The sequence below is a fragment of the Ramlibacter sp. genome, from assembly GCF_035655895.1.
Classification (GTDB): Bacteria; Pseudomonadota; Gammaproteobacteria; order Burkholderiales; family Burkholderiaceae_C; genus Ramlibacter.
Genome location: NZ_DASRTN010000013.1, coordinates 431,968 through 447,189, shown reverse-complemented (window position 1 = coordinate 447,189; position 15,222 = coordinate 431,968). Strand labels below are relative to the sequence as shown.

The following is a 15,222-nucleotide window of genomic DNA, read 5'->3' as shown; positions in this document are numbered from 1 at the left end:
GCGTGGGCTGTGCTGGGCCTCTGGTGCCTGGGCCTGGTCGCGGCATCCGTGCAGTTGGAGCGCTGGCAATCCCAGATGACGCGCACGCTGGTCCAGCTCTCGGCCGATTCGCAATTCCGGTCGCGCGCCACGGATCGCAACCAAGTGGATCCGGAGTGGTATCGGCGCAAGGCGTTGGCGCTGCTAGGCGCGATGGAGCAACTCCATGGCGGCACGCTGTGGACAGCGTTCATGCCTGGGTCGTGGGCCGTGTTTGACGATCTGGAGCAACGGCTTGCCGCGCGCATGGAGCGCGAGTTTGGAGACATCGTGCTAGAGACAATCCGGCGCGAACTGCATCTTCGCGCCAGCGAGCTCACGGGCGCGCCGATTGGCAATGACGGCAGAATCCGGTCGCCTTTGGAGTGCGCAGCGCCGTTGCCCTTGAAGGCTCGGCGACTGTCCGGAGGTACGACACAGGACCTGGCGGAGCTCGTGGCGCTGCGTGACTACGTGGAGGCGCTCCGTCCACTGGACCGGGCACTGCAGTCGTGGCAAGTTCTGCAGCAGGACGGTGCCGCCGACGGACCTGGGCACTTGCGACACCTGGTGCACTACACACTGGGCGCCGATCTGCCGGCGACGTCATCGCGGGCCGTCATGCTGTTCGGCACGCAGCGGCGAGGCTCGGAGTCCGTCCGGCGCTGGGACCCCACCCCGGCGTCGATCCGGGCAGCAGCCCGATGCACATTGGAGAGGGGCGCGTCAGCCCTGTACACAAGACTGCTGTCGCAACACCCATTGCTGGAGCTGGAGCGTTCGCTCGCGCGAGAGAGTGACGGCCTGTTCGAGGCGCGCAAACGCATGCCTTTCGCGCCGACGGTGCGGCGACTGCAGGCCGTGCACGATCTGCTTCAGCGCCAGGAGGCCCTGCTCGCTCGCGGCGACATGGATTGGATGCAGCATGGGGCGGATGGTCCCGATCGATCACTGCTGTCGCGCATCGCCGATCTTCCGCTCCTTGGCCCCGAGGTCGTTCAGGCGGTGCAAGTGCAGAGGGCCGCAGCACTTGCGGAGTTCAGACTGCAGTTCGAGGCGTTGGTCGATGACCAGGAGCAGCCCGGCTTGGTGTGGAGCGAGTCACGCCAGCACTTCGCTTTTTCGCCGGAACGGGACCGACTGCGACTGGCGTTGGGGCGCCTGCTGGCCAATCCGTCGATGCGGCTGCAAGACGACGGCGCGCCCCCGGCGGCGACCCCGGGTTTCCAAGCGGCTTTCGCGACGGGCGATACCCGACGACTGCTCGGTCGCGAGGTCCTCGAGCAGCTACCGGCGTTCGCCCGGCCCGCGCTGGCCAGACTCGTCGACGACCGGCTGGCGCTGCTCGCGCACGACAGTGCCGTGCTGGCGATCCGGGCATCGCTCCCTGCTCACGCCACGCTGGCGCTGGATGCCAGGGCGTTGAAGGCACAGCAACAGCAGGTCATGCAGGTTCAGAAGCTGCTGATGTCGTTCGGGGCTCCGGACCTCGCGCACCGCCTCAGCACGCAGCAGGCGGCGGAGCTCGGCGCCCGCCTCTCCGCAGCACAAGGCCAGCTTCGCCGGCTGCCCTTGTTTGCCCCGCAAGCCAGTGACTACACCTGGTGGCGAGGCGAACCGGCGCCGCTGCTGCGCTCGCTAGGCACGCGCGATGCGACCACCCTCAAAGCCGCGCTCGCGGACCAGCAACGCCGGCTGGCGATCATGACGGACCAGGCACAAGCCTACATCGTGGCGGCGGGCGGTGCGCTGGCGGGGAACACCGCCGCGCAGGCTTGGATGCAACTGGCGGCCGAATTGCGCCGCCGCCGTGCCGGGCTGCCGGACAGCAGCCTGGCCGTGACAGAGCGCTACCTCCTGGCGGTCGGACCTGACCTGAAACGGGACAACTGCGCCGAGACACTCAAGGCCCAACGCCCTCCGACACATGTCGACCCGGTGGCGGCCCGATTGTTCGAAGTCCACAACGCGTTGTTGCAGCGGTGCCTTGAGCTGCGAGTGGACCGACGATCGCCGTGAGACGGGAGCTCAGAAACGACTGCTCCGGCTGCGCACCCAGCGCGGCACCTTGAAGCGCACGATGCTCGTGTATGCCCAGACGTACAAGGTGACGAACCCGAAGGTGCAAGCCATCAGCATGTATGTGGACTGCCAGAACAAGACGGCGGGGACAACGGTGAACGCCGCAAAACCCCAGAGATAAGGGGACGTCCGGTTGTTTCTCATCAGCATGCGCCGGCTCTCGTCGTCGTGGAACACCTCGCGAACGATCCGGCGATAGATCAGCTGGTGAAAATGCAGCGCGTCGGCCATGCTGGGGGACTGTCCACGCACGGCCTTGCGGTAGATGGAAAACACGGTCTCTAGCACGGGGTAGGCCAGCAGCAGCATTGGGAACCATGGAGACACTTCTCGATGGCGTTGCGTCAGCAAGATGCTCGCCATCGCGATCACCGCGCCCCAGAGATAGGCACCGCCATCACCTGCGAAGATCAGACCGCGGGGATAGTTCCAGACCAGGAAGCCTGCGGTCGCACCGGCCAGGACGAGCACGGCCCCGGCAATCTCGCGATCGCCCACCTGGAGGGCCACATACGCAATCGCGAAGCTGCAGATCATGGCCACAGTGCCGGCCAGCCCGTTGTAGCCATCGATCAGGTTGAAGGCATGCGGCAATCCGGCAATCGCGAGCACTGCGAACGCGATGGCCGGCCAAGTCGAGGCAGTCCAACCGCGATCCAGCCATGCCAGGCCGAGGCTGCCGATCCGCAGGTCCAGCAGCAGCACGGCGGTCACGCCGGCAAGGAGCGTGAACACCAGGCGCCATCGTGCCCGCAACTGGTGCCAGACGTCTTCCGCGACGCCGCAGCCCGCCGCGATCATGGCGGGGATGCACCACGCCAGCGCTTGCGCGGGCGAGAACTGGATGCCGTTGGCGATGCCCAAATACTTGGAAGCAATGACCATCCAGAGCCATCCGATGGAGCAGCCGGCTAGCATGGCCACCCCGCCCAGGCGGGGAATGTGGCCGGCGTGGAACCGCTGCGGCATGTCTAGGCCGTACCGATGCGCGATGCGGCGTCCCGAGCGGATCAGCGCCGCGCATGCAAACGACGACACGACGCCGCAGATGATCAGCAGAAACAGCATGCCTCGTCCGGTGTGTCCTTCTGGTTGAGTTCAATTGTCGCACGCAGCTTACGCCGCATTGAGCTCTTCGGGCCTCACTAGAATGGTCGACACCGATGGCCTCTCCCAGCGTTTCCGTTCCGCCCGTCACCGTATCGGTGGTATCGCACGGGCAGTGGGCCCTGGTGGAGCCGCTGCTCGCGCAACTGTCTCATTGGTGCGCGCCGCACATCGCCCAGGTGCTGCTGACGGTCAACCGGCCCGAGCCCGGCATCCGGCTGCCGCCGTTGGCTTTCCCCCTCACCCGCATTGACAACGACACGGCGCGCGGCTTCGGCGCCAATCACAACGCGGCTTTCGCACAGTGCCGCACGCCGTGGTTCCTGGTGCTCAACCCGGACATCCGCCTCGACCGCGACGTGCTCGCGGCGATGCTGGAGCAGGCGCGCCCGGACGCCGGCCTGCTTGCGCCACGCATCCGCGAGCCCGGCAAGCCCGCACCCGAGCCTTACCGAGACCTGCTGACGCCCCTGGAGCTGCTGCGCAAGCGCCGCGCCGGCCACCGCGCGCCGCCCGCGCCGGCCTGGGTGGCCGGCATGTTCATGCTGCTGCGGCGCGAGGCCTTCGCGCAGTTGCATGGCTTCGACAAGCGCTACTTCATGTACTGCGAGGACTTCGACCTCTGCGCCCGCCTGCGCCTGGCCGGCTGGCAGTTGCAGGTCACGCCCGGCGTGGAGGTGCTGCACGAGGCGCAGCGGGCCAGCAACTCGTCACTGCGGCCGCTGGCGTGGCACCTGGGCAGCCTGGCGCGGGTGTGGACGTCGGGGGCGTTCTGGCGCTATCGCCGGCTGCTGGCAGTTTGAATCAGCAGGCGGCCTCCGCGTCCGCGAAACGGCGCTCCCAGGCATTGGCGTCGCGGAAAGCCTGGACCTTGGCGGCGCCATCCATGACGCGCTCGGCCGCCTCGAGTGCCTCACGCAGGCTAGTATCGCCCCGCACGAGGACCACGCCGTCGTCCTGCGTGGCGTGCTGGGGCATCTCACCGAACGGAGTGGACAGCACGGGGATACCCAGAGCGCGGTACTCGTAGTACTTGACCGGATCGACGGCCGCCGTGAGCGAGTCGAGGTGGAACGGGATGAGTCCGATCGAAAACCGTGCCATCTCTTGCATGGCTTCGCGGTGGGCACACGGTCCACGCACTTCGACGTTGCCGGGCAAGGAACGCGGCACGGTCGTGTGCAACGGCCCGATCAGACGGAAGCGCCGATGCGGATGCGCCCTTGCGAGCGACTCCAGCAGCCCCCAGTCGAACCAGCGCGCCAGCGTGCCGATGTAACCCACCAGGCCAGGCTCGCGCAGTGCGGCCACCTGGTTCAGGACAGGCAAAGACGCGGGGTCGCAGGCATTGCGCACCAGGGGCACCGGCCGGCCAGCCGCAGTGAACTTGCGCTGCAACAGCGTGGCCGACGCGTACACCACCTGCACCGAGCCAGCCACAGCCGCTTCGACCTCGGCCATTACCCGGCCGGCCCACCCCGGGTGGAACGAGGGGAAGTCGTCCATCGCGTCGTACACGGTCCGGGCGAAGGCGCCCCGTGCAAGCACGGCCAGGGCTAGCTTAGATGGCTTGCCGACCACCAGGTCGCATGCACCCTGCTCGGTGAATCGACGCACTGCCGACAGCGTGAAAGCCCATCGGGACGCGTTCAGCTGCGCGGCGCCGGGGAGCGGTTCGATGGGAAGCGCCCGCACCCGCGACAGCTCCATCCAGGGCGGGACGGCTGCCGCAGGCTCCACCACCGGCCGCACGAAGCGCTGCAGGTCGCGCAGTTGCGGCAGGCGCGATGGCGATGGATCCACCCACAGGACGCGTCCTCCGTGGGCCGCGTGGAACCATTCCACGAACTTATGCGGCCGCTGGGCGACGGCGGACCAAGGGACCGGCGCCAGATACACGAGCGACTTCAAGTGAGGTCGTCCACCAGCCTCTGCACGATGCGACCGGCGGCCTTGCCGTCCCCGTAGGGAGAGACGCCGCGCGCCATCTCTGCATAAGCCCGCGGATCGTCGAGCAGGCGCTGCGCGTTCTGCACGATGGCGTCGAAGTGCGGACCTACCAGCTTCACCACGCCTTCGTCGACGGCCTCTGGCCGCTCGGTCTCGTCGCGCAAGACGAGGACCGGCTTCGCCAGCGCCGGAGCTTCCTCCTGGACCCCGCCCGAGTCGCTGATGATCAGGTGGGCGCGCTTCATGGCAGCGACGAACGGGGCATAGTCCAGCGGCTCGATGAGCGTGAAGTTCGGCACCGTCGACAGGGCCGGATACGCCACGCCCTTAACGTTCGGGTTGGGGTGCACGGGATAGACGAACCGGACGGCAGGATTGGCCTCGGCCAAGTGCCGCAATGCACGGCAGACCTCTTTGAAGGGCGGGCCGAAATTCTCGCGTCGATGCGCGGTGACCAGCACCATGCGTTGGTCGGCGGGCAACTTAACGCCGAAATCGACGTCGGTGCGGCCTGCCGTCATTAGCAAGGCGTCGATCACCGTATTCCCGGTCACCAGGATGTCGGCCTCATTCACGCCTTCCCGCAGCAGGTTCTCGCGCGAGCTGCGCGTGGGCGCGAAATGCCACCGGGTGAGTCGCCCCGCAATGACGCGGTTAGCCTCTTCAGGGAAGGGATTCTGGATGTCGCCGGTCCGCAGGCCCGCCTCGACATGACCAAACGGGATCCGGCGGTAGAAGCAGGCGAGCGCCGTAGCCATAACAGTGGTCGTGTCGCCCTGGGCGAGCACCGCGTCGGGCGCCTCGCGCTCTAGTACCTCGTCGAGTTGCGTCAACAACCGGGCGGTCAACACCGACAGCGCCTGGTTCGGACGCATGATGTCCAGGTCGATGTCGGCCGCGATCCCGAAGAACGCATGGACCTGGTCCAGCATCTGCCGATGCTGTGCAGTCGCCAGCACGCGGCAATCGAACCGGTCGGAAGCTTTCAGGGCGAGGATAACCGGGGCCATTTTGATGGCCTCGGGACGGGTACCGACGGTACAGAGAATCTTGGGCTTCAAAGCTGTGTGTCCTTGTCGGTGCTGTCACCACACCTGCTCGATGACCGTTTCCGGCCGCTTGTTCGTTTCCTCGAAGATGCGCCACAAATACTCGCCGATCACGCCTAGCATCAGGATGATGAGGCCGAGCAGGAACGTGATCAGCGCGACGACCGTCGCGAATCCTTCCACCGGGATGCGATTGAGCAGCGCGTTGATCACGACCGCGCCACCGTACAAGAAGCTGAACAGCGCAGTGAATGCACCCACGGCCGAGATCAGCCGGATCGGGGTGATTGAGAAGCCAAGCATCACGTCCAGGAAGGCGGTGAGCTTCTTGCGGAACGTCCAGCCAGACTTGCCGTGCTCGCGCTTGGGCCGGTGGTACTTGATCACTTCTGGCGTGTATCCCAGCCAGTAGGCCAGCAGAGGCGTGAACACGGACTTGGCACTGTGCGTCATCGGCTCAAGGAGAGCTCGGTCCATCAGCGCCATGTCGTAGCCGCCCTGCGGATAGTCGCGGATGACCAGCGCGCGGAGCAGCTTGTAGTAGATCCTCGAGTAGATGCGCGATACGAGCGGATCTTCCCGGGTGCTGCGTTCGCAGATCACGAACTTGGCGCCCTGCTCCCAGCGCTCGACCATGTCGACGATCAGACTCGGCGGGTCCTGCAGGTCCGCCGCCACGATCATGAAGGCGTCGCCCGTGACGAAACGGAAGCCGGTCTTCGAGCAGTGTACGGCGCCGAAATTGCGGGTCAGCTTGACCACCTTGGTGGCCGGCCTGCGTTGCCTGAATTCCAGCAGCAGCTCCAACGAGCGATCCTTCGAGCCGTCGTCAACGAAGATCAGTTCCAGCGCGACGCCGCGCCCCGCTAGTTGGTCCTCGAGCTTGCCGAATTCTTCAAACAACCGTGGAAGGCTGCCGGCGTTGAAGTACACCGGGGTCACCACGGACAGGGTCTTGCTGGTCATCGCACAAGCTCGATCTCGTATTGCTCGTAGGCCACGCCACCGCCTCCGAACTCGGTCTTGAATCGGTACAGGCCGTCGTTCAGCACCTGTCCTCCCTCCTCGTTGCTGGTACCAAAATCGAAGTATCTCGCGCCGGCGCCCTTCGCCTCGGTGATGGCGCCGTCGAAGACGGCGTCCAGCGCACTCACGTCATACGCAGCCTGGCTCGCTGCGATGTACTGCGCATGCCAGACCGGGCCACAGCGGAACAGGACGACGCCGGCTTCTACGCGACCCGCAATGCAGGCAACGCGGACGGCAATCTCCTGTGGGAACCGCTGGCACAGTTCCAGCATTTCTTGCAGCGAGTGCACCGGCTGCGCGTCGTGCTTGCGTGCCAGGTTGTCCTGCAGGACGGCCCACAAGGCGGGCAGTTGCTCCGCGCCGTCCTGCAACTCGACGCTGCGCAGCGCCTTCTTCAGTCCCCGGCGCCGCCGCTCGCTCGGCGCGCCGCGGTTAGTTAAGTCGATGCTACTGGACAGGTCGCATCGAAACCGCCGCGCGCCCAGCCGGAACAGGGCATACAAATCATCCTGGGCCGGCACTTGGTGGTAGATATGCGGCACGGGCTTGTACTGCATGCGCATGTAGCCTGCAGCGTGCAGCGCCGACGCGCAGGCCTCCAGGGCCTCGATGGTCCGCATGCCGCGCACCTTGCCCTGGTGGACTAGGCCGCCGTACGTGGCACCCGGGTGACTGACGACGACCGTCGCGTCACCGCTTGACTGGGCCAGGGGAAGTACCGCCACCAGCTGGCCGTCTTCACGCACCATCAGGGAGCGATCGACAAATCTCGTCCCGTGATAGGAAAGGAAGCGGCGGGAGTGAAGGAACGTGCCGTTGAGCCCACCCTTGCAGAAATGATCCCACTCGGCGCTCTGCCCGTCCGTCAGGAATGCCGCCTCAATCACCGAGCAGCTCCGCCACACCCACGCCGGTCGCCCCGAAGTTGTTGCCGTTGTAGAAGCACCAAGTGCGGCCCGCAGCCTCGATGACGGCGGAATACATGATGGCGTCGGAATCGAACTCGCCAGGCGAGGGCTCCAGTCCCATCTGCTCGTCGATCCGCTTCCAGTCCAGGCCATCAGCGGACTCGGCATACCCAAGCCGGTACGCGGCGGCAGACCGCTTGCGGATGGAATAGAACATCCGGTACCCGCCCGCAGCATCGCGCAGGATCCAGGGGCGGCCGAATCCATGTTCGTCCGGGTCGGTGATGTCCATTACCACACGTCCCTGGTTGGGCCAGTGCACACCGTCCCTGGACTCCAGATAACGCAGGTCGTAGATCGGCATTGGCTTGCCGTTCAGCTCTGTCCATTCACTGCCGCCGACGTACCACAGACGCACAGCGTCCCCATCCAGCATGGCGAACGGGCCGCAACGGAAGTAGAGCTCCTGCGAGGAGCGATCGAGCACCGGCACGCGGCTCACGCGCTCGAAGGACTCGCCACCATCACGACTGATGGCCAGTCCAGTGAAGATCCGGTATCGCACGTGGGTGCACAGCTCGAAACCGGCGTAATACATCAGCAGGCGATCGGCCGATGCAACGATGCTCACCGCCATCAAGCCGTTGTCGTCGAAGGTGCCCGGCTGCCCGATGTCCATCAGCGGGCGGTCGGCTACGCGGAGCACCCGGGTGGGATCCTCAGCAGCCACGTCGATGAAGGTGGGGCGTCCCCTGCCCTGCTCGTCCAGCGTGGTCAGGAACAGTCGGATCGTGTCGCCCATGACCACGGGCGTCGGTCCCATCGCATGGGTGCGCGACCACCAGCGTTGCCCGTCGGTGTTCCAGACGACGCCTCGCTTGCGCCACTTCATTCCTTCACCCTAAAAAATCGCGTGGCAGACACGCGCGCAGCTTCGGGCTGCTCAAGTCGAAACAGTTGGTTGGGTTCGGTGCCGCTGGTGAGCACCACGCCTGGACCAAGCCAGTTATCGCGACCGACGGCCACGTTGTTGCCCAACGAGCAGTTGACGCCCAGGAACGAGTTCTCGCCGACCTCGCAGAAGCCGGACACCACTACGTGCGACGACACGAAGCAGTTGTCGCCGATCCGGCTGTGGTGGCCGATGTGGTTGCCGCTCCAGAGCACCACGTTGTCGCCGATACGCGCAAAAGGTTGTAGCGTGTTGTCCTCGAAGACGAAGCAATGCTCGCCCAGCTGCACGTTGCCCCACACGAAGGCGCGCGAGCTGACATAGCTGGCCGGGATGTAGCCCTTGGACTTGGCCGCGCGGTAGAGCCGGGTGCGAAGCCGGTTCAGCTGCGTGTAGACCAGTGCGGCATAGAAGTGCACTTGCGCGGGGTCGAAAACCTGTTCGAGTGTCTCGAATGCCACGACCGGCAGATCGAACAGCCTGTCCTGTTTGAGATAGGCACCCTCGACCGCGAAGCCGACGACTTCGTACTCGGAATCGTGGGTGAAGCACTCGTAAGCCACTTCGGCGAATGCCGAGTCACCCAGGATGACGATCTTCTTGGTCTTGGTCTGAGTCTTATTCATGGCAGGTCAGGGCCGCACGATGAGGATGTCTTCCCGCCGGTTGGCCATCGGCAGCGCTCGGGACTGCGGGACCACATACGCGTCGAAGCCCTGGGCACGGGCCCGTTGCAGGAGTGCCATCACCACGGCATCGTCGATCTGGTCTGGCTCGATCTGGTTGAAACGAACCTCGGGCCGCTCGGCGGTTTTCATGAACTCCTGGTGGAACCGCACACCGGTCTCGCTCGCGAAGAAGCGCTTGCGCTTGGAGATGTTCGGGATGTCGCCGATCAGGAACTCCCCGCCAGGGGCAAGCAGCGACAGCGCGGTGTCGAGGAACCGGAAGAATGCCGCGTCCACCAGGACGTAGTGCAGCACGCTGTAGCAGAGCAGGACGTTCACGCGCCCCTGCTGGGCCGCGACGAGATCGGGACAATTCGGAAACAGGCCTGCATGCTTGTGAGTGCCCGCACGATCGGGCAGGTGCCCCAGCATCTCGGCGCTGTCGACCAAGTGCAACTCGTGGCCACGGGCGGCGCAGTGCTCGATCAACATCACAGGCAGATCGCTGCAACCTGGGCCGACGTCGAGGATCACTTGGCGGTCCTCATTCAATCGGGGCAGCTTGCCCAAGATGTCCCGGAAGATCTCGGCCTCAAAACCTTCGCGGTAACTGTCTGGAAAACCGATGCGCTCGTATTTCGAGAGCCCCGGCTGCTGAGCCAAGCGGCGAAAATCCTCAAAGCCGATATTGGCGTACGGGTTCGGTGCGCTGGTTGCCATGGTCAATGTCCCGCATCCTGGGCGTCCCAGGCATTGATGGCGTTCGCGACACGCGCAACGTCCGCATCGGTCATTTCCGGGTAGCAAGGGAGTGTCAGCACCTCGCCCGCGAGCTTCTCGGTGTTCGGCAGGCGCACATGCGCGTACGTCTCACCGAACACAGGCTGACGATGGTCCGGGATCGGGTAGTGCACGTCGCAACCGATGCCCGCAGCCGACAGATGGGTGCGCAGAGCGGCGCGACAGGTAGTGCGCACCACGTACAGGTGCGCCACGCTGCCGGCCTGCCAGTTCGGCAGTTCCACAGACGGATGCCGCAGCAGCGACCCGTAGCGCTGGGCGATCGCACGACGACGCGCATTCAGCGCATCGAGGCCGGGGAGGAACTCGTTGAGGAACGCGGCCTGCAGTTCATCCAGGCGGCTGTTGCGGGCGCCGGCCATCTCGACGCGGTACTTCTCGGACCAGCCGTATTGGCGCAGCGCCCGCAGCCTCTTGGCCAAGTCTGCATCGTCGGTGGTCACGGCGCCCCCGTCGCCCAGTGCGCCGAGGTTCTTCGTCGGGTAGAAGCTGAACGACGCCGCATCGCCGAAGGAGCCGACCGCACGACCGTCGACGCTGGCGCCGTGCGCCTGCGCGCAATCCTCGAGCAGCGGCACGCTCGTCCGACGGCACAGCTGGGCGATCTCACGGATCTCGGCAACGGGGTTGCCGTAGAGATGCGTCACGATCACCGCCCTTGCGCCCACTTGGATGGCGCGCTCCACCTCGGCAACAGTGACGTTCCTGGTATCCAGGGCGACATCCATGAATACCGGTTCTAGGCCGACGGCCGCGGCGGCGATCGTGCCGTACATGCCGGCATTGGCGACGGTCGCCACCCGCTCGCCAGCACGCAATGCGAAGGCTCGCAGCGCGAACTCGATCGCGTCGGTCCCGTTGGCAACACTGACGCAGTTGCGCACACCTAGATAGGTAGCAAACTGTTCTTCGAAACGCTTGACCTCCGGTCCCAGCACCACCCAGCCGCTGCGCAGCACGCGCTCCGCGGCCGCGTGCAGCGCGGGTTCGTGCGCGCGAATGCGGGCGGATAGGTCGTTGATCAGCATAGGGGCAAGCGGGGATGGGGTCGCCGGCATTTTACGTAGGACTCAAATGGACCTGAACGAGGGCTCAATGGTGGTGCTTCAGCCTTGTTCGCTTAACACCGGAGCAGTGCGCCTGCTGAAGGCATGGCTGGTCGCAAGGAGGAAGACAGCCAGGTTCAACAGCGACACAGCGAGCGAGATGAAGAGCCCCGTCACCGTCTTGCCCGAAGGCCATGTGTAGATAAAAAGCATGTTGAAGCAGGACATGACCGCCACATACTGCAAGAGCTTCGATGCGGAGCGGTCGCCCGCCGCGAGGACGAACAGCAAGACGCTCAGGGTGACCCAATAATTCGAGTGCACGCCCGGGTACAGGATGACGAAGCCGGCGAACGCGCCGCAGGCAGCGATCATCATCGACTCGTATGAACCTTTGCAACGCCATTGAAGGGCCAGCATGAGCAGAAGGTTGGCAGCGAAGACCAGCTGCAACGCCCGGATCTGCCATGAACCCGGGTCGGCAAAGATGATCTTCACTGGGTGCAATCCCCCGTCAACGATCGCACCGATGATCCACCCCAGATTGAACGTCCACGCCGAATATGAAGTGGCGCTCCCTCCGCCGGCGGCAAAGAGCTTGAGGATGTAGGCAGGGCCGAAGATCGACACTGGAACGGCGAGCCCGACCGCAATCCCGGCCGCAGCAAGATAGAGCTTCTTGTGATTTCGCTTCGCCAGTTGGATCAGGTGGAGCACCAGCACGGGCGCGATAAAGACGGGCTGCCATTTGAAGGCCAGCGTCAGTGCAAATGCCGCAGCACTCAGGGCCAGTCGATGCTTCTTCAATGCCCAGAGCGACAGAATCAACGGGGGAATAAACCAGATGTCAACCGAAGAGAAGACAAGAGAATTGGCGAACTGGGACAGCTGGAAAACTGACGTTAGAACCAAGTCACGGCTATAGGCGTAGGCCAGAAAGGAGGCGAGCACGAAGCCGCAGATCTGCAGGATCTTGAAAGCTTCGTAGTCCGTGATCGAGAACGTGGTAGCGAGTTTCGCGGCAACCGCAAGCGCACTGAAGGTGCCCGGCGGATACACATCCGGAATGGAGTAATACCCGGCTACTAACCCCATCTCCCTGTATGTCTTCATCCAGGCCAGGTATGGAAAGGCAAATTCCGATCCGTTGGCCAAGACGAAGGCGAACGTGACCAGAATCAGAGTGGAGCAGCAAATCCAGCTCCAGTCACTTGGCAAACCCAGGAGTTCGCCGCGTTCTAGGGCAGGCTTCACCGACATTGACCCACCAGCCCCTGCGCGGTTCGCTGCGTCGATATTCCACATCATGAGCCCCGGTTAACCTTGGCCTCGTCACAAACTTGCCGCCCGCGCACCAGAGCCCCGTTTCCTTCGGCATCAAAGCGCACGACTAGCATGTCAGGTGCTTCGCATGCAGCGGCGCTAAGCACCACCGTGATCTTGGAACCGGCATGACCCGGGCCTAAGGGAAAGAAGATATTCGGCTTGTCGACGAACACCACCCAGTCGTTCACGAGCCCCAGCTTCCGCTGCAAGAAGCGACCACTGGTCTTGGACCAGGGGGAAAGCCCCTCTACGCCTGCAACACCGACGACGCGGTCGTGGTCGATCGCAGGCTTGTAGGTCGTGATGAAGTGGACCATGCGCGCGTTGCGCGCCTGGATGGCCGCGTACCAGCCGGCCACGGTCGATCGCCGTGGCGCATCCATGCTCGAAACGGCGAGAGCCACTGCGAGGCATGTGGGCGCAAGCAATTTCCCGCCAATCGCAAAACCCGGCACCCAGCTTCGCTCGGACCATCCGAGCGAGGCCGCGACGAACGCGGGTGCGCAGAGCCATGGCAGCCAAGCGAATGCTCGGTACTCCGGGGCATTGTTGCCCAGCGGCACATACGGCAACACGACTGCGATGGTGGTCGCGAGCAGGAACACCCACGTCCGGAAGCGCGCCGGCCAGAATATCACCAGTAGCAGCATCCCTCCAATCCAGACTAGGCACTGCCAGTACGCATACTCCCAAGTGAGCCGGAGAAAGTTGCTCCACAGTGCCATCGGGGTCAATGTGAGCGCATACGGATCGGCCGCAGCGGCTGGATTAGCAAGACCTGCCAGGAATGGGCTGCGTACGAAGAAGTTGTAGCCGACACTCACAATCGCGATGCCGACGAACGTGGCCATCAGCACGGACTGCAAAGGGCATCGATGCGGTTTGGTAGCAAGATCGGCGGGCTGCCGCATGCGATCCTCCAGCATCAGGTGGGCGATCAGCAGCAGGGGCGGCAGCAAGAAATCTTCCTTGGCGAACGCCGACAGCGCATAAGACAAGATGCCGGCGGCTAACGACAACCAAGCCTTGCTGCGCCAACCGGATAGAAGCAGCAACATCGCACCGACACCGAACGCGTGCGAGGTGAGGTTCGTGATCAGGCCGAGGTACCGCCCGTGCTCGATGGCCGACGAATGGCCGAACACGACGAGACCGAAGGCAGCGCCCGCGAGCAGCGACCCCCGCACATGGAATAATTGCAGCACGAAGGCCAACACCAGGCCCGGCACGATGGCCGTCAGTAGGTTCAGCAACGAGTAGCTGAAGCCAATGCCGAAGTGTCCCATCGCGTAGGCAAGGTAAGTCGAGACGGGCCGCTCCACCAGCGCCAAGATGTTGCGCAGGGATGCTCCGAGCACCGCGTAGTCGTCGTGGTGCATCGGGAAGACCGCTGTGGGCGTCAGGACCCAGTCGATGACCCAACAACTCAGCACTGCGCCAAGCAGAGCGGCCAAGAGGTCGCGCTGCTCGCCCCCCGTCATCAAGGATACGCGTTCGCCGCTCATGGCCGAACCATCGACAGGTACTGGTCGTAGTCCCGGATATAGTCCGATTCGATATAGCGGTCCGAAGCAAGCACCAGGCACACCGAACCGGGGTCGAAGTTGACCTCGGCAGCCCAGATCATCGGCGGTATGTGTAGGCCCTGCCAAGGGCGGTTCAGGTGCACGGTCGCCCTCTTGAGGCCGTCATCCAATGCGACATCGAAGCTGCCCGACAGACAGATCAGGAACTGGTGCAGGTCGCGGTGGGCATGCGCGCCACGGCTTTCTTCGGTTGGCACGTCATACAGGTAGAACACCCGGCGGATTTCGAACGGAAGGTGGTGACCGCCCTCGATGAAGGTCAACTTCCCGCGCGGGTCGTCGATCCTGGGCAAAGCGATCGTCTTGCAGTCGTCAACGGTCGATCTGATCATGGCTGTTGCGGGGAGTGAAGACATAGCGCGTCATTGCGTACATGGCCGGCGTGGTGATGAACAGGATGGCCAACGGAGCGATCTGCTTGGGCATGCGGAGGCGGTCCACCAACAACCACAGCAACCCCAGCCCCAGCACGTAATTGAGCAGGTAGGCTAGCGGATACCGGAAGGCGCTGGACGCGGACGGCCGCTGGCTGAACACCCAGGTGGCGTTGATCAGATAGCCAAGCAAGATACCAAGCGCGTACGTCAGCGAATATGCGGTCGCATACGGCATCAGCTGCACCAGCGCCAGGTACACAAGGTACGTAATGCCCGTGTTGGCGAGCCCGGCCACCAAGAAGCGGGAGAAACGCATCGCTACA

15 protein-coding genes are annotated in these 15,222 nt (G+C 64.4%); 2 read left to right on the top strand and 13 right to left on the bottom strand.

What is annotated here, in order from left to right; translation table 11 throughout:
* The first annotated feature begins 9 nt into the window (after positions 1–9).
* Complete coding sequence (locus tag VFE82_RS16530; RefSeq protein WP_325001409.1) at positions 10–2,037, top strand: hypothetical protein; 2,028 nt, start codon at positions 10–12, stop codon at positions 2,035–2,037.
* Positions 2,038–2,046: 9 nt separating this feature from the next.
* Here VFE82_RS16530 and VFE82_RS16525 read toward each other — a convergent pair whose 3' ends face one another.
* Positions 2,047–3,168, bottom strand: coding sequence for a glycosyltransferase (locus VFE82_RS16525; protein WP_325001408.1), 1,122 nt, complete (start codon positions 3,166–3,168; stop codon positions 2,047–2,049).
* Positions 3,169–3,263: 95 nt separating this feature from the next.
* Here VFE82_RS16525 and VFE82_RS16520 point away from each other — a divergent pair, with 95 nt between their 5' ends.
* Positions 3,264–4,010: a glycosyltransferase family 2 protein gene (locus tag VFE82_RS16520; protein ID WP_325001407.1), complete on the top strand. Its 747-nt coding sequence runs from the start codon at positions 3,264–3,266 to the stop codon at positions 4,008–4,010.
* Between the two features lies 1 nt (position 4,011).
* On the opposite strand, the gene VFE82_RS16515 is transcribed toward VFE82_RS16520, so the two are convergent.
* The 12 genes from VFE82_RS16515 to VFE82_RS16460 form a co-directional block, all read right to left on the bottom strand.
* Complete coding sequence (locus tag VFE82_RS16515; RefSeq protein WP_325001406.1) at positions 4,012–5,010, bottom strand: glycosyltransferase family protein; 999 nt, start codon at positions 5,008–5,010, stop codon at positions 4,012–4,014.
* 104 nt (positions 5,011–5,114) lie between these two features.
* Complete coding sequence (gene wecB / locus VFE82_RS16510) at positions 5,115–6,218, bottom strand: non-hydrolyzing UDP-N-acetylglucosamine 2-epimerase (RefSeq protein ID WP_325001405.1); 1,104 nt, start codon at positions 6,216–6,218, stop codon at positions 5,115–5,117.
* A gap of 24 nt (positions 6,219–6,242) precedes the next feature.
* Positions 6,243–7,172, bottom strand: a complete 930-nt coding sequence (locus tag VFE82_RS16505; protein WP_325001404.1) for a glycosyltransferase family 2 protein — start codon at positions 7,170–7,172, stop codon at positions 6,243–6,245.
* A complete protein-coding gene (locus tag VFE82_RS16500; protein WP_325001403.1) occupies positions 7,169–8,122 on the bottom strand; it encodes a GNAT family N-acetyltransferase in 954 nt (317 codons plus the stop codon). Before VFE82_RS16500 ends, VFE82_RS16505 begins: the two co-directional genes overlap by 4 nt.
* Positions 8,115–9,035, bottom strand: coding sequence for a hypothetical protein (locus VFE82_RS16495; protein WP_325001402.1), 921 nt, complete (start codon positions 9,033–9,035; stop codon positions 8,115–8,117). Before VFE82_RS16495 ends, VFE82_RS16500 begins: the two co-directional genes overlap by 8 nt.
* On the bottom strand, positions 9,032–9,721 hold the full coding sequence (locus VFE82_RS16490; RefSeq protein WP_325001401.1) for an acetyltransferase: 690 nt from the start codon (positions 9,719–9,721) through the stop codon (positions 9,032–9,034). Before VFE82_RS16490 ends, VFE82_RS16495 begins: the two co-directional genes overlap by 4 nt.
* Positions 9,722–9,727: 6 nt before the next feature.
* The gene (locus VFE82_RS16485; protein ID WP_325001400.1) at positions 9,728–10,483 is read right to left on the bottom strand and encodes an SAM-dependent methyltransferase; all 756 of its coding nucleotides are present in this window, start codon (positions 10,481–10,483) and stop codon (positions 9,728–9,730) included.
* A 2-nt stretch (positions 10,484–10,485) separates the two neighbouring features.
* Positions 10,486–11,592, bottom strand: coding sequence for a DegT/DnrJ/EryC1/StrS family aminotransferase (locus tag VFE82_RS16480; protein ID WP_325001399.1), 1,107 nt, complete (start codon positions 11,590–11,592; stop codon positions 10,486–10,488).
* 78 nt (positions 11,593–11,670) lie between these two features.
* Positions 11,671–12,918, bottom strand: coding sequence for a hypothetical protein (locus VFE82_RS16475; protein WP_325001398.1), 1,248 nt, complete (start codon positions 12,916–12,918; stop codon positions 11,671–11,673).
* Positions 12,915–14,441: a hypothetical protein gene (locus VFE82_RS16470; RefSeq protein ID WP_325001397.1), complete on the bottom strand. Its 1,527-nt coding sequence runs from the start codon at positions 14,439–14,441 to the stop codon at positions 12,915–12,917. The genes VFE82_RS16475 and VFE82_RS16470 overlap by 4 nt, the downstream gene beginning before the upstream one ends.
* Positions 14,438–14,854 carry an FdtA/QdtA family cupin domain-containing protein gene (locus tag VFE82_RS16465; RefSeq protein ID WP_325001396.1) on the bottom strand — a complete coding sequence of 139 codons (417 nt, stop codon included), beginning with the start codon at positions 14,852–14,854 and terminating at the stop codon, positions 14,438–14,440. The genes VFE82_RS16470 and VFE82_RS16465 overlap by 4 nt, the downstream gene beginning before the upstream one ends.
* Complete coding sequence (locus VFE82_RS16460; RefSeq protein ID WP_325001395.1) at positions 14,835–15,215, bottom strand: GtrA family protein; 381 nt, start codon at positions 15,213–15,215, stop codon at positions 14,835–14,837. The genes VFE82_RS16465 and VFE82_RS16460 overlap by 20 nt, the downstream gene beginning before the upstream one ends.
* Between the last annotated feature and the right edge of the window lie 7 nt (positions 15,216–15,222).